Genomic DNA, 13,618 nt, shown 5'->3' with positions numbered 1-13,618 from the left:
CTCGTCCGGGGACGCCCTGACGGGTGAATGTCGCGCCACGGCGGTCGCAGGGCCACCTTGGGTGGCCACCCGGCTGGTTTGCTGCAACCGGAAACTCGCGCGACGTGCGGGGAGGGCCGTTCGGCCGACCCCGGTGGAGGCGGCGCCACGCCGGGTGCGCAGTCCACCCGCGGAAGACAACCGAAGGAGCGTCCCAGTGACGACGACGGGCACAACAGGGACGGCGGAGGACGACGAGGCGTACGCCAACGAGCTTCCGGTACACAGCAGAGAGCCGGGAAACGTCGTCATCAGGTGGATGACCACCACTGACCACAAGACGATCGGCACGATGTACCTGGTCACATCGTTCGCGTTCTTCCTCATCGGCGGTCTGCTCGCGCTCTTCATGCGCGCCGAGCTGGCCCGTCCGGGCACGCAGATCATGTCGAACGAGCAGTTCAACCAGGCGTTCACGATGCACGGCACGATCATGCTGCTGATGTTCGCGACGCCGCTGTTCGCCGGGTTCGCGAACTGGATCATGCCGCTGCAGATCGGCGCGCCCGACGTGGCGTTCCCCCGGCTGAACATGTTCGCGTACTGGCTGTACCTCTTCGGTTCGCTCATCGCGGTGGGCGCCTTCCTCACCCCGGACGGAGCGGCGGACTTCGGCTGGTTCGCCTACTCCCCGTTGACGGACGCGGTCCGCTCGCCGGGCGTCGGCGCCGATATGTGGATCATGGGTCTGGCCTTCTCCGGATTCGGCACGATCCTCGGTTCGGTCAACTTCATCACCACGATCGTCTGCATGCGCGCACCCGGCATGACGATGTTCCGCATGCCGATCTTCGTCTGGAACGTCCTGCTGACCGCCGTCCTGGTCCTGCTGGCCTTCCCGGTCCTCGCCGGTGCGCTCCTGGCGCTGGAGGCAGACCGCAAGTTCGGCGCGCACGTCTTCGACGCGGCCAACGGCGGCGCGCTGCTCTGGCAGCACCTCTTCTGGTTCTTCGGCCATCCGGAGGTCTACATCATCGCGCTCCCGTTCTTCGGGATCGTCACCGAGATCATTCCGGTCTTCAGCCGGAAGCCGGTCTTCGGCTACATCGGTCTGGTCGGTGCGACGATCGCCATCGCGGGTCTGTCCGTGACCGTGTGGGCGCACCACATGTTCGTCACCGGCGCTGTGCTGCTGCCGTTCTTCTCGTTCATGTCGTTCCTCATCGCGGTGCCGACCGGGGTGAAGTTCTTCAACTGGATCGGCACGATGTGGAAGGGATCGCTGTCCTTCGAGACACCGATGCTCTGGGCCATCGGCTTTCTCGTGACGTTCCTCTTCGGCGGACTGACCGGGGTGCTCCTCGCGTCGCCGCCGATGGACTTCCACGTCTCGGACTCGTACTTCGTGGTGGCGCACTTCCACTACGTGGTCTTCGGCACCGTGGTCTTCGCGATGTTCGCCGGGTTCCACTTCTGGTGGCCGAAGTTCACCGGCAAGATGCTGGACGAGCGGCTCGGCAAGATCACCTTCTGGACGCTGTTCGTGGGCTTCCACGGCACGTTCCTGGTGCAGCACTGGCTGGGCGCGGAGGGTATGCCGCGCCGCTACGCGGACTACCTCGCGGCGGACGGCTTCACCACGCTCAACACGATCTCGTCGATCTCCTCGTTCCTGCTCGGCCTGTCGATGCTGCCGTTCCTGTACAACGTGTGGAAGACGGCCAAGTACGGGGAGAACGTCGGGGTCGACGACCCGTGGGGTTACGGCCGTTCGCTGGAGTGGGCGACGTCCTGCCCGCCGCCGCGGCACAACTTCATCACGCTGCCGCGCATCCGTTCCGAATCCCCGGCGTTCGACCTCCACCACCCGTCCGTGCGTGAGCTCGACGAGGCCGCCAACCACGGCGGCCGACCGGTGACGGCCCCGGGGGACCGGCGGGCGTGAGCGGAACGGCCGGCGCGGAGGAGGACCGGATGGGCCCCGACCCCGACAAGGACAGCGCCCGCGGGCTGGCCCAGATGGAGGGCTATCTGCTGTGGAACGCCGAGATCGAGGAGGCGCGACGGTTCGCCCGTCGCTTCACCGACGAGCTGCCCTGGCTCACCACCGCCCAGCGCGAGGACGTGGAACGGGTCTACGCGGCCGACCGCGCCGAGGCCTCGCGGGTGATGCTGGTCCGCGTCTCCGCCCGCGCCACCGAACTGCGCGGCGAGTACAGCCGGCGGTACCGCACGCTCAGGGCGCGCTGCGTCGCCGCCGCCGTGGTCTGCCTGGGCACGGCCGGCGGCGCCTGCACCGTGGTGACGTACCTGGTCAGGTGATCACCTGTGGTCCTTTCCGGCGCCCCAGCAGGCGAAGTCGCACCTGTCTCGTGAAGATGAGAGGTGACGGGCGCGTGTGACGGGCAGGCGAACGGATGACCGTGCAGACCCCGAGAAGGGACGAACACTGTGGCACGACCCAGGATTCTCGTTGTCGGAGCCGGATTCGCCGGGGTCGAGTGCGTACGACGTCTGGAACGCCGGCTCCGTCCGGGTGAGGCGGACATCGCGCTCGTGGCGCCGTTCTCGTACCAGCTCTACCTGCCCCTGCTGCCCCAAGTGGCCTCCGGTGTGCTCACCCCGCAGTCGGTCGCGGTGTCACTGCGCCGCAGCAGCCGGCACCGCACCAGGATCATTCCCGGCGGGGCCATCGGAGTGGACCCGATGGCGAAGATCTGCGTCGTCCGCAAGATCACCGACGAGATCGTCAACGAGCCGTACGACTACATCGTGCTCAGTCCGGGCAGCGTCACGCGCACCTTCGACATCCCCGGACTGCTCGACAACGCCCGGGGCATGAAGACCCTGGCGGAGGCCGCCTTCGTACGCGATCACGTCATCGCGCAGCTCGATCTCGCGGACGCCAGCCACGACGAGGAGGAGCGGGCCTCGCGGCTCCAGTTCGTGGTGGTCGGAGGCGGGTACGCGGGCACGGAGACCGCGGCCTGTCTGCAGCGGCTCACCACCAACGCGCTACGGCACTACCCCCGGCTCGACCCGAAGCTGATCAAGTGGCACCTGATCGACATCGCCCCGAAGCTCATGCCCGAACTGGGCGACAAGCTCGGTCAGAGCGCGCTGAAGGTGCTGCGCGACCGCGGGATCGAGGTGTCCCTGGGCGTCTCGGTCGCCGAGGCGGGACCCGACAGGGTGACCTTCACCGACGGCCGGGTGCTGCCCTGCCGGACCCTGATCTGGACCGCGGGCGTCACCGCCAGCCCGCTGGTCGCCACCTTCGACGCGGAGACGGTACGCGGCCGGCTGGCGGTCACCCCCGAGCTGAGCCTGCCCGGCCACGACGGCATGTTCGCCCTCGGTGACGCGGCGGCCGTACCCGATCTGGCCAAGGGCGACGGCGCGGTCTGCCCGCCCACCGCGCAGCACGCCATGCGCCAGGGCCGCAAGATCGCCGACAACCTCCTGGCCACCCTCCGCAACCAGCCCCTCCGGCCCTATGTCCACACGGACCTCGGGCTCGTCGTGGACCTCGGTGGCAAGGACGCCGTCTCCAAGCCGCTCGGCATCGAGATGCACGGCATCGGCGCCCAGGCCGTGGCCCGTGGCTACCACTGGTCGGCGCTGCGGACCAACGTCGCGAAGGCGAGGGTCATGACCAACTGGCTGATCAACGCGGCCGCGGGCGACGACTTCGTCCGCACCGGATTCCAGTCCCGCAAGCCCGCCACCCTGCGCGACTTCGAGCACACCGACAGCTATCTCACGCCTGAGCAGGTCCGCGAGCACACCGCCTCGCTGAACACCCGGATGTGACGCGCGGCAAACGGCGGGCCCGGCCGGAATCCGGCCGGGCCCCGCCGCCTGTGTCAGCTCAGGCGGCCGGAACGGTGTTGCGGATCAGCTTGAGGAAGGCGGCGTTGTCCGGGGTGTGCCGGATCCGGTCCAGCAGCGTTTCGAGTGAGGTCTGCGCGTCCCTGGAGTGCAGGGCGCGCCGCAGGCCGCGTACGGCCGTCAGTTCGTCGGCGGGTACGAGGAGTTCGTCGCGGCGGGTGCCGGAGGCCGCGACGTTCACGGCGGGGTGGATACGCTTCTCGGCCAGGGCGCGGTCGAGCCGCAGCTCCATGTTGCCGGTGCCCTTCAGCTCCTCGAAGAAGTACTCGTCGGCCCGGGAGCCGGTGTCCACGAGAGCCGTGGCCAGAATGGTCAGGGAACCGCCCTCCTCGGTGAGCCGCGCGGCGCCGAAGAGGCGCTTGGGTCCGAGCAGGGCGGCGGCGTCGACGCCGCCGCTGAGAGTGCGGCCGCCTGCCGCGGCCGCGTTGTTGTGGGCCCGGCACAGCCGGGTGAGGGAGTCCAGCAGGATGACGACGTCCCGGCCCTGCTCGACCAGCCGCTTGGCGCGTTCGAGTGCGAGCTCCGCCAGCGCGATGTGCTCCTTGGCGGGGCGGTCGAAGGTCGAGGCGTAGACCTCGCCCCGCACCGAGCGCAGCATGTCGGTGACCTCCTCGGGACGCTCGTCGAGCAGCACCACCATCAGGTGGCACTCGGGGTGGTTCTCGGCGACCGAGGCCGCGATCTGCTGGAGCAGGACCGTCTTGCCGGTCCGGGGCGGGGCCACGATGAGCCCGCGCTGTCCCTTGCCGATCGGGGCGACGAGATCGACGACGCGCGTCGAGGGACTGCCCGAGGGTGTCTCCAGGCGCAGCCGCTGCCGGGGGTGGAGCGGGGTGAGGTCACGGAAATGCGGGCGGCCCCGAAGGGCTTGCGGGGGAAGGCCGTTGACGCGCTCGACGGTGCTCAGGGCGCGGGGCCGGTCGCAGGTCCCCTCGACGAAATCGCCCTTGCGCAGGCCGTGCCGGCGGATGAGCGTGGCGGGGACCTGGACGTCGCGGGGGGTGGCGTGCCCGTCGGCGGGGCGCAGGGTGCCGTGCCCCTGGGGGGTGATGTCGAGGACACCTGCCGCGGCCGTGGAGGCGGCGGGCTTGGCTGTGACGGGATTGGTGGTGACGGGGTGTTCGAGTGTGGTGGTCATGCGGGGGTGGTCCTTTCGCGGACATGCGAATGAAGGGGCCCGGCAGAAACGGGGGCGGAGATATCACGCCCCGGACGACGGGCAGGAAAGCCCGGTGGGAGAGCCCGTACCGGACTGAGGAAAGTAATGCGGTGAAGCTGGATCGCCGGTCGCAATGAACGGGCGCATCAGCGTGATGAAAAACCAACCAGTACCGGCGCCCTCATCTCTGGGCGTACACAAGTACCAAGGGAAATGTACCACGGCTGCCGGGAACGGACGGCAGCCGTGGTGCGGATCACTCCACCTACGCGGGGGAGCGGGCGGTCAGACCGTCGGCCCCGGGCCCCGGAACGCCTCCAGGATCTGTTCCGCCGCCAGCGTGGCCGGCAGGGTGCCCTCCCGTACCCGCAATTCGAGTTCCGGTGCGAGCGCACGCACTCCGGGATGGCTGCGCAGGCTCTCCAGCAGCTCCTCGCGCACCATCGTCCAGGTCCAGTCGACCTGCTGCTCGCGTCGTTTGGCCGCCAGCCGGCCGGTCGATTCGAGGAGCGTCCGGTGCTGTTCCAGCCGCTCCCACAGGGTGTCGAGGCCGCTTCCCTCGCGGGCACTGCACGTCAGCACCGGCGGGGTCCAGGCCGCGTCCGCCGGGTGCATCAGCCGTAGCGCGCCCGCCAGTTCGCGTGCGGCGGAGCGGGCGTCGCGTTCGTGGGGCCCGTCGGCCTTGTTGACCGCGATGGCGTCGGCGAGCTCCAGCACGCCCTTCTTGATGCCCTGCAACTGGTCGCCGGTGCGGGCCAGCGTCAGCAGCAGAAACGTGTCGACCATGTTGGCGACCGCCGTCTCCGACTGGCCGACCCCGACCGTCTCCACCAGCACCACGTCGTACCCCGCCGCCTCCATCACCACGATGGACTCCCGGGTCGCCTTCGCCACGCCGCCCAGCGTGCCGGCGGTGGGGGAGGGGCGCACGAACGCCGCCGGGTCCACCGCGAGCCGCTCCATCCGGGTCTTGTCGCCCAGGATGGAGCCGCCGGTACGGCTGGAGGACGGATCGACGGCCAGCACCGCGACCCGGTGCCCGAGGCCGGTGAGCATCGTGCCGAGGGCGTCGATGAACGTCGACTTGCCTACCCCGGGCACACCGCTGATGCCGATGCGGCGGGCGCTGCCGGAGTGCGGCAGGAGCTCGCGCAGCAGTTGCTGGGCCAGGGCCCGGTGGTCGGGCCGGGTGGACTCGACGAGCGTGATGGCGCGCGCGATGTGCGCCCGTCGCCCGTCGAGTACCCCCTTCGCATAGCTGTTGAGATCGATCCTCGCGGCCATGGGTTCAGCGGCTCACAGCTCGTGGCCGAGTGAGGCACCGAGCCGCGTCACCAGGTCGTGGGCCGCGTCCGGGATCACCGTCCCGGGCGGGAAGACGGCTGCCGCGCCCGCCTCGTGCAGCGCCTCGATGTCCTGCGGCGGAATCACCCCGCCCACCACGATCATGATGTCCTCCCGGCCCTCGGCCGCCAGCTCCTCGCGGAGCGCCGGTACCAGGGTGAGATGGCCGGCGGCCAGCGACGAGACGCCCACGATGTGCACGTCCGCCTCGACCGCCTGCCGGGCGACCTCGCCCGGCGTCTGGAACAGCGGGCCGACGTCCACGTCGAAGCCCAGGTCGGCGAAGGCGGTCGCGATCACCTTCTGCCCGCGGTCGTGCCCGTCCTGGCCCATCTTGGCGACCAGGATGCGCGGGCGCCGTCCCTCCGCCTCCTCGAACGCGTCGACCAGCGCGCGGGTGCGGTCCACGGACGGCGACTCCCCTGCCTCGTTGCGGTACACACCGGAGATCGTACGGATCTGGCCCGAGTGCCGGCCGTACACCTTCTCCAGCGCGTCCGAGATCTCGCCCACGGTGGCCATCGCCCGCGCCGCGTCCACGGCCAGCGCCAGCAGATTGCCGTCGAGCCCGGGACCCGGCTCCCGGCCCGCCGCGTCCGTCAGCGCGCGCAGGGCGTCCTGGCAGGCCCGCTCGTCGCGCTCCTCGCGCAGCCGCCGCAGCTTCTCGATCTGCTGGGTGCGCACCGAGGAGTTGTCGACCTTCAGCACGTCGATCTTCTCGTCGGTCTCGACCCGGTACTTGTTGACGCCGATGACCGGCTGGCGCCCGGAGTCGATACGCGCCTGGGTGCGGGCCGCGGCCTCCTCGATGCGCAGCTTGGGGATGCCGGCGTCGATGGCCTTGGCCATGCCGCCCGCCGCCTCGACCTCCTCGATGTGCTGCCAGGCCCGCCGCGCCAGGTCGTACGTCAGCTTCTCCACGTACGCGCTGCCGCCCCACGGGTCGATGACCCGGCCGGTGCCGGACTCCTGCTGGAGCAGCAGCTGGGTGTTGCGGGCGATGCGCGCGGAGAAGTCGGTCGGCAGGGCGAGTGCCTCGTCGAGCGCGTTCGTGTGCAGCGACTGGGTGTGCCCCTGGGTGGCGGCCATCGCCTCCACACAGGTCCTGGTGACGTTGTTGAAGACGTCCTGCGCGGTCAGCGACCAGCCCGAGGTCTGTGAATGGGTGCGCAGCGAAAGGGACTTGGGGTTCTTCGGCTCGAATTCCCGGACCAGCTTGGCCCACAGCAGCCGGGCCGCCCGCAACTTCGCGATCTCCATGAAGAAGTTCATGCCGATCGCCCAGAAGAACGACAGCCGGGGCGCGAACGCGTCCACGTCCAGCCCGGTGTCCCGCCCGGCCCGCAGGTACTCCACCCCGTCGGCCAGGGTGTACGCCAGCTCCAGATCGGCCGTGGCCCCGGCCTCCTGGATGTGATAGCCGGAGATGGAGATCGAGTTGTAGCGCGGCATCTTCTGCGAGGTGAACGCGAAGATGTCGGAGATGATCCGCATCGAGGGCTTCGGCGGATAGATGTAGGTGTTGCGGACCATGAACTCCTTCAGAATGTCGTTCTGAATGGTCCCGGCCAGCTTCTCGGGCGGCACTCCCTGCTCCTCGGCGGCCACGATGTACAGCGCGAGTACGGGGAGCACCGCGCCGTTCATCGTCATCGACACCGACATCCTGTCCAACGGGATGCCCTCGAACAGCTGACGCATGTCGTAGATCGAGTCGATCGCCACCCCCGCCATGCCGACGTCGCCGGTCACCCGCGGGTGGTCGCTGTCGTAGCCCCGGTGGGTCGGCAGGTCGAAGGCGACGGAGAGCCCCTTCTGCCCGGCCGCGAGGTTGCGGCGGTAGAAGGCGTTGGACTCCTCGGCGGTGGAGAAGCCCGCGTACTGCCGGATCGTCCAGGGCTGGTTGACGTACATCGTCGGGTAGGGGCCGCGCAGATACGGCGCGATGCCCGGGTACGTACCGAGGAAGTCGAGACCCTCCAGGTCCTGGCCGCTGTACAGCGGCTTGACCGCGATGCCTTCAGGGGTCTCCCACAGCAGGTCGCCGGCGGAGCTCCCGGAGGACTCCTTCACCGCCGCACGCCACTGGTCCTCGGTCACCTCGGCGCCGCCGCCAGGACCGAGCTCGATGTCGGAGAAGTCGGGGATCCGCATTACGCCACACCCATACGGTCGAGAACGGAGGAGAGCACGGCCACCACGTCGCAGCCGGCGAAGACGTACTCGTCGACACCGGCGTAATCGCCCGGCCGCCCCGCCAGGAACACCCGCCGCGCACCCGCCGACACGAGCGCCCCGGCCACCTCGCCGGCCTGCTCCGCGTAGAGCGCGTCACTGGAGCACAGGCACGCCACGTCCGTCCCGGCGGCCGCGAACGCCGCGCCCGCCGACGAGGCGTCCACCTCCACCGGTTCGTGGACCGGCTCGATGCCGCCCGCCTGGAAGAGGTTCGCGGCGAACGAGGCCCGAGCGGTATGCGCGGCGGCGGGGCCGAGCGCGGCCAGGAACACCCGCGGCCGACGGCCGGTCGCCGCCAGATGGGCGTCCGAGCGGGCACGCAGCGCCTCGAACGCCTCGTCGCGGCGGACCACCGGCAGGCCGCCCGGCGCCGCGGCCGACGGCACGGCCTCGCGCTCCACCGCACGCTCGGCGAGCTGCGGGAACTCGCTGACGCCGGTGATCGGCTCCTTGCGCCGCGCCAGGTTCTTCTTGCGCGCCGCCCAGGTCGCCGCCAGCCGCTCCGCGAGCATCCCGGAGTCCAGCGCGGCCGCCTGGCCGCCCGCCCGCTCGATCTCCTGGAAGAACGCCCAGGCGGCGTCCGCGAGTTCGTCGGTCAGCCGCTCCACGTACCAGGAGCCGCCCGCCGGGTCGATGACCCGGGCCAGATGCGACTCCTCCACCAGGATCGTCGACGTGTTACGGGCGATGCGCCGCGCGAACGCGTCCGGCAGGCCCAGCGCGTGATCGAACGGCAGCACGGTCACCGCATCGGCCCCGCCGACACCCGCGCCCAGACAGGCCAGCGTGGTCCGGAGCATGTTCACCCACGGATCGCGCCGCGTCATCATCACCGGCGACGTCACGGCGTGCTGACGCTGCGCCCCCGCCTCCGCGGCGCCGCAGACCTCGGCGACCCGTGCCCACAGTCGGCGCGCCGCCCGCAGTTTGGCGATCGTCAGGAACTGGTCGGCGGTGGCCGCATACCGGAACTCCAGCTGCGCGCAGGCCTCCTCGATACCGAGCCCCGCCTCGGTCAGCGCCCGCAGGTAGGCGACCCCGGTGGCCAGCGAACTGCCCAGCTCCTGGGCGGCCGAGCCGCCGGCCTCGTGGTACGGCATCGCGTCCACGGTCAGCGCCCGCAGACCGGGATACTCACCGGCGCAGCGCTGCGCCCAGCGGACCGCTGCCGTCAGGTCCGGTGTGACGCCGCTGCGGGCCGCCTGTCCCAGTGGGTCGGCGCCGAGGCTGCCGCGTGCCGACTGCGGCGACAGGCCGCGCTCCGCGTACAGGCGTAGCAACTCCGTCGCCGCGGCGTCGAGTTCGTCCCCCGCGTCGAGCACGACCGGTGCCAGGTCGAGATGGACGCCGTCCAGCGCCCGTGCGAGACCGGAGACCGGCACGCCGCCGCCGGTGTCCCCCACGGTCAGCCACAACGAGGTGACACCGTTCTCCAGATCAGCGAGCACGGCCTCGTTGAGCCGGGCGGGATCCGGCAGGCCGTGGCGCTGTCGAACGCCCCAGCCGCCCGCCGTGCTGCCCTCGGGCTTGCTGCCGCGGGTGAAGGGGGCGAAGCCCGGGAGGCCGGTATCGGGCGCGTCGTCGCGCGAGGTGTAGAGGGGGCGGGTGATGAGCCCGTCCTCCACCGTGGTGGACAGCGCTTCCTCGGCGGCCGAACCCGAAACGTCCTTGCCCGACTTGCGCAGCACACCCTCGACGAGGCTCTGCCACTGCTCATGGGCGGGGTCAGGGAATTCGGCGGCCAACGAAAGCCCGTCAGCAGGCAGGACCGTCATGCCCAGATGCTAGGGCAGGTCTCAGATGGGCAGCAGAGGCGCCGGCTGTGACCTTGCCCTCTCCGAACGCGCTTGATCCTTTACGTACTGTCGAGTAACCCCCGGGAGGGTGATTCATTCGGCGCCCCGACCGTAGGGGCCGTCGGGTGATTTGCCGCAGTGCGGCAGTAAATGACCGAAGTTATGCTGCTGGCAATCCATCCCTCCGGAGAGGACATCCCGTGGCAGTGGGACCTGTGGAGTACCTCGTCGTGGCCTTCCCCGGCAGCCGGTCCACCGGCGCGATCGCCCCGGCGCCGGCCGACGCGGTCGCGTCGAAGGCGGTGCGCATCATCGACCTGACCTTTGTGTGCCGGGCCGACGACGGCACGGTCGAGACCGTAGAGCTGGACGATCTCGACCCCGACGACCTCGTCTCGTTCGAGCCGGTCGAGGGTGAGGTCACCGGGATGCTGAACGACGACGACATCCGGCAGCTGGGCGAGAGCGTGCCTCCGGGGAGTTCCGCGGCGCTGATCGTGTGGGAGGACCTCTGGGCGGTACCGCTCACCGAGGCCGTCCGCGTGTCGGGCGGACAACTCGTCGCGCATGACCGGATCCCCGCCGAGGTCGCGGAGGCGGCCCTGTCCGCCGCCGGTTCCACCCGCTGAGACCGCACCCGCACCGGAAGGGCGTACGACATGCCGATTTTTCGAGGAGCCGGAATGAACCGCCGCGGGCCCGGCCTGCTCGGCGTGGCGGCGCGCACGGCCGTCGTCGCGGGCACCGCCTCTGCGGTCAGCGGCCGGGTTCAGCAGTGTCAACAGGCGAAGTCCGGCGAGCGGGACGCGGGACAGGCTGCCGAGCCTCAGCAGCAGGCCCCCGAGCCGTCTCCGGATGATCTGATCGGCCAGCTGGAGCGACTGGGTGCGCTGAAGAAACAGGGAATCCTCACGGACGCCGAGTTCGCGACGCAGAAGAACAGGCTTCTGGCGGAATGACCGCGGCCGCCCCGACGGAACCGACGCACACATTCCCCGCCCGCCGGTCACGGGTGTGTGCGGCGCATTGACCCACGGTCGGTCCCGGAGTGTGTACTCGACCGGCCGGGGCGCCGGACAGGACATCCGTGCGGACCCTGCCACGATTCCGCTCCCGCCCTTTCCCGTTGTTGGAGCCGCGGGCCGACGGTGCAGTGGTGACGCCTCGCCCCTGCTTCTTTGTGTACCGGCGTGCTCGACCGGTCATCCCCGGCGTTTTCCTTTGTCGATTTCTCGACCTCATGCGACTTTTGATCCGGCCAAGCCGATATCAATTCGGATACGTGTCGGGAAAAGAGGAAGTTCATCGTGCAAACCGTCAGGGCCGTCCCGGCAGTCTCCGTTCTCAATCTGCGCGACCTGGGCGGCATCGCCCTGGAATGCGGCCGTCAGGTCCGGCCGGGCCGGGTGATGCGCTCCGGCCAGCTCAGCGGGCTCGATCCGGCGGACGACGCCACGCTGGCGGCGCTCGGTGTCCGCACGGTCGTCGATCTGCGGACCGCGGACGAGCGCGCGTCGGCCCCCGACCGCCTGCCGCCCGGGGCCCGGCTGTTCGTCGCCGACGTGCTCGGGGACAACCCGGGCGTGGCGCCCGCCCGGCTCCGGGCCCTGCTCTCCGACACGGTCGAGGCGGAGCGGCTCCTCGGCGACGGAAAGGCCGAGGAGGTGTTCGCGGAGACGTACCGGCAGATGGTGCTCTCGCCGCGCGCCGGGGCCGCGTACCGGGCGTTCGTCGACACGGTCGCCGACGGGGCGGCGTGCCCGGTGCTCTTCCACTGCACCGCGGGCAAGGACCGCACGGGCTGGGCGGCCGCCCTGCTGCTGCTCCTGCTGGGCGCCTCGCGGGACGTGGTGAGGATCGAGTACCTCGCGGTGAACCCGGTGGTGCGGGTCGCCTTCCGGCCGTACGTGCAGAACTTCCTCGACGCCGGAGGCGATCCGGAGATCGCGTCCGCGATCATCGAGGTCCGTCCCCGCTACCTCGACACGGCGCTGGACGCCATGGATGAGCGGTGGGGAGGGCTCGACGGGTATGTGCGCGACGGGCTGCGCATCCCCGAAGCGGTCCTGCGGCGGCTGCGCACCGAACTCGTGGCCCCCGCCTAGCTGCGCTCCCGCCGTCTTCCGTCCCGCTCTCCGCCTTCTGGTGACCGCACTCCGTTCTCCGTCCGCCTCCGGGTTGACTTGATACCCCTAGGGGGTATGTTGGGGTGCATTCGAAGCGGCTGTTTCCCGGAGGAGAGCGCCATGAACAACGGATTGAAGATCACCGCCTACGCCGCCGCGCTCGCCGCGACCTTCGGCGTCGCCTACGGAGTCGGCAACGGTGTCGACCCGCTGGTCGCCGCCGAAGCGCGACCCGCGCCGGAACACGGCGGGCACGGTATGGAACAGGAGGGGGCCGCCGGGGCGGCGGCAGCTCCGGCGGGCGGGCTGGAGGCCTCCGACGGGGGCTACACGCTGGAGCTCCAGACGCCTGTGGTCGATGCCGGGGCCCGCACGGGGATACGGTTCGCCGTCGTCGAGGACGCCACCGGTCGCCAGGTCACCGCCTACCAGCGCGAACACGGCAAGGAACTGCACTTCATCCTGGCCTCGCGCGACCTCGGCACGTACCGGCATCTGCATCCCGTCCGCGCGGCCGACGGCACCTGGTCCGTCCCGGCCGATCTTCCGGCCGCCGGTGACTACCGGGCGTTCGCCGATTTCACCCCGGCGGCCGAAGGTGCCCGCAACCTCGTCCTCGGCGCCGACCTCGCGGTCTCCGGCGACTACCGGCCGAAGGCCCTGCCCGCCGCGCGCGCCACCGCCGTGACCGACGGCTACCGGGTGGAACTCGACGGCGGGCTGAAGGCCGGACGGGAAAGCGATCTCAAGCTCACCGTCAGCAGGAACGGCAGGCCCGTCACCGACCTCCAGCCCTATCTCGGCGCGTACGGGCATCTCGTCGCCCTGCGCTCAGGCGACCTCGCCTACCTGCATGTGCATCCCGTCGACGGCGGTCCGGGCCCGGCTGTCTCCTTCGCGGCGACGGCCCCCAGTGGCGGCACGTACCGGCTGTTCCTGGACTTCCGGCACGGCGGCAAGGTGCACACCGCCGTGTTCACGGTCGACGCGGGGAAGCAGGCCGGGCCGGACGCGGGCCGGGAGCGGTCCCCGGCCCCCGACGGGCACGCGCACTGACCGGGAGCGGCGTGGTGCCGTGCGGGCCG

General features: G+C 70.6%; 11 protein-coding genes. 7 read left to right on the top strand and 4 right to left on the bottom strand.

Translation table 11 applies throughout. The features are described from left to right. Positions 1-196: 196 nt before the first annotated feature. The 3 genes from ctaD to ACIQM0_RS20255 all read left to right on the top strand — a co-directional run bounded on the left by ctaD (position 197) and on the right by ACIQM0_RS20255 (position 3,792). Positions 197-1,924 carry a cytochrome c oxidase subunit I gene (ctaD, locus tag ACIQM0_RS20265; protein ID WP_401288459.1) on the top strand — a complete coding sequence of 576 codons (1,728 nt, stop codon included), beginning with the start codon at positions 197-199 and terminating at the stop codon, positions 1,922-1,924. 29 nt (positions 1,925-1,953) lie between these two features. Continuing rightward, positions 1,954-2,301 carry a hypothetical protein gene (locus tag ACIQM0_RS20260; protein ID WP_401288796.1) on the top strand — a complete coding sequence of 116 codons (348 nt, stop codon included), beginning with the start codon at positions 1,954-1,956 and terminating at the stop codon, positions 2,299-2,301. Between the two features lie 129 nt (positions 2,302-2,430). After that, on the top strand, positions 2,431-3,792 hold the full coding sequence (locus ACIQM0_RS20255) for an NAD(P)/FAD-dependent oxidoreductase (protein WP_401288457.1): 1,362 nt from the start codon (positions 2,431-2,433) through the stop codon (positions 3,790-3,792). Between the two features lie 58 nt (positions 3,793-3,850). Here ACIQM0_RS20255 and rho read toward each other — a convergent pair whose 3' ends face one another. The 4 genes from rho to mutA form a co-directional block, all read right to left on the bottom strand. Beyond that, entirely contained in the window at positions 3,851-5,008 is a 1,158-nt protein-coding gene (rho, locus tag ACIQM0_RS20250; RefSeq protein WP_401288454.1) for a transcription termination factor Rho, read from the bottom strand. Positions 5,009-5,314: 306 nt separating this feature from the next. After that, complete coding sequence (gene meaB, locus ACIQM0_RS20245; protein WP_401288451.1) at positions 5,315-6,313, bottom strand: methylmalonyl Co-A mutase-associated GTPase MeaB; 999 nt, start codon at positions 6,311-6,313, stop codon at positions 5,315-5,317. A gap of 12 nt (positions 6,314-6,325) precedes the next feature. Further along, a complete protein-coding gene (gene scpA / locus ACIQM0_RS20240) occupies positions 6,326-8,527 on the bottom strand; it encodes a methylmalonyl-CoA mutase (RefSeq protein WP_401288449.1) in 2,202 nt (733 codons plus the stop codon). Further along, positions 8,527-10,386 carry a methylmalonyl-CoA mutase small subunit gene (gene mutA, locus ACIQM0_RS20235; protein WP_401288446.1) on the bottom strand — a complete coding sequence of 620 codons (1,860 nt, stop codon included), beginning with the start codon at positions 10,384-10,386 and terminating at the stop codon, positions 8,527-8,529. Before mutA ends, scpA begins: the two co-directional genes overlap by 1 nt. A gap of 221 nt (positions 10,387-10,607) precedes the next feature. Between mutA and ACIQM0_RS20230 the strand changes: the two genes are divergently transcribed. The 4 genes from ACIQM0_RS20230 to ACIQM0_RS20215 all read left to right on the top strand — a co-directional run bounded on the left by ACIQM0_RS20230 (position 10,608) and on the right by ACIQM0_RS20215 (position 13,589). After that, positions 10,608-11,036: a DUF6325 family protein gene (locus ACIQM0_RS20230; protein ID WP_401288444.1), complete on the top strand. Its 429-nt coding sequence runs from the start codon at positions 10,608-10,610 to the stop codon at positions 11,034-11,036. A 54-nt stretch (positions 11,037-11,090) separates the two neighbouring features. After that, on the top strand, positions 11,091-11,366 hold the full coding sequence (locus tag ACIQM0_RS20225; protein ID WP_401288441.1) for an SHOCT domain-containing protein: 276 nt from the start codon (positions 11,091-11,093) through the stop codon (positions 11,364-11,366). A gap of 348 nt (positions 11,367-11,714) precedes the next feature. Continuing rightward, positions 11,715-12,512 (top strand): tyrosine-protein phosphatase, encoded by a 798-nt coding sequence (locus tag ACIQM0_RS20220; RefSeq protein WP_401288439.1) that lies wholly within the window; start codon positions 11,715-11,717, stop codon positions 12,510-12,512. 141 nt (positions 12,513-12,653) lie between these two features. Further along, the gene (locus ACIQM0_RS20215; protein ID WP_401288436.1) at positions 12,654-13,589 is read left to right on the top strand and encodes a hypothetical protein; all 936 of its coding nucleotides are present in this window, start codon (positions 12,654-12,656) and stop codon (positions 13,587-13,589) included. The last annotated feature ends 29 nt before the right edge of the window (positions 13,590-13,618 follow it).

The organism is Streptomyces sp. NPDC091387, assembly GCF_044756945.1.
In the GTDB taxonomy this organism is placed as follows: domain Bacteria; phylum Actinomycetota; class Actinomycetes; order Streptomycetales; family Streptomycetaceae; genus Streptomyces.
The sequence above is the reverse complement of the archived record's forward strand: the minus strand, read 5'-3'. Positions and strand labels throughout refer to the sequence as shown.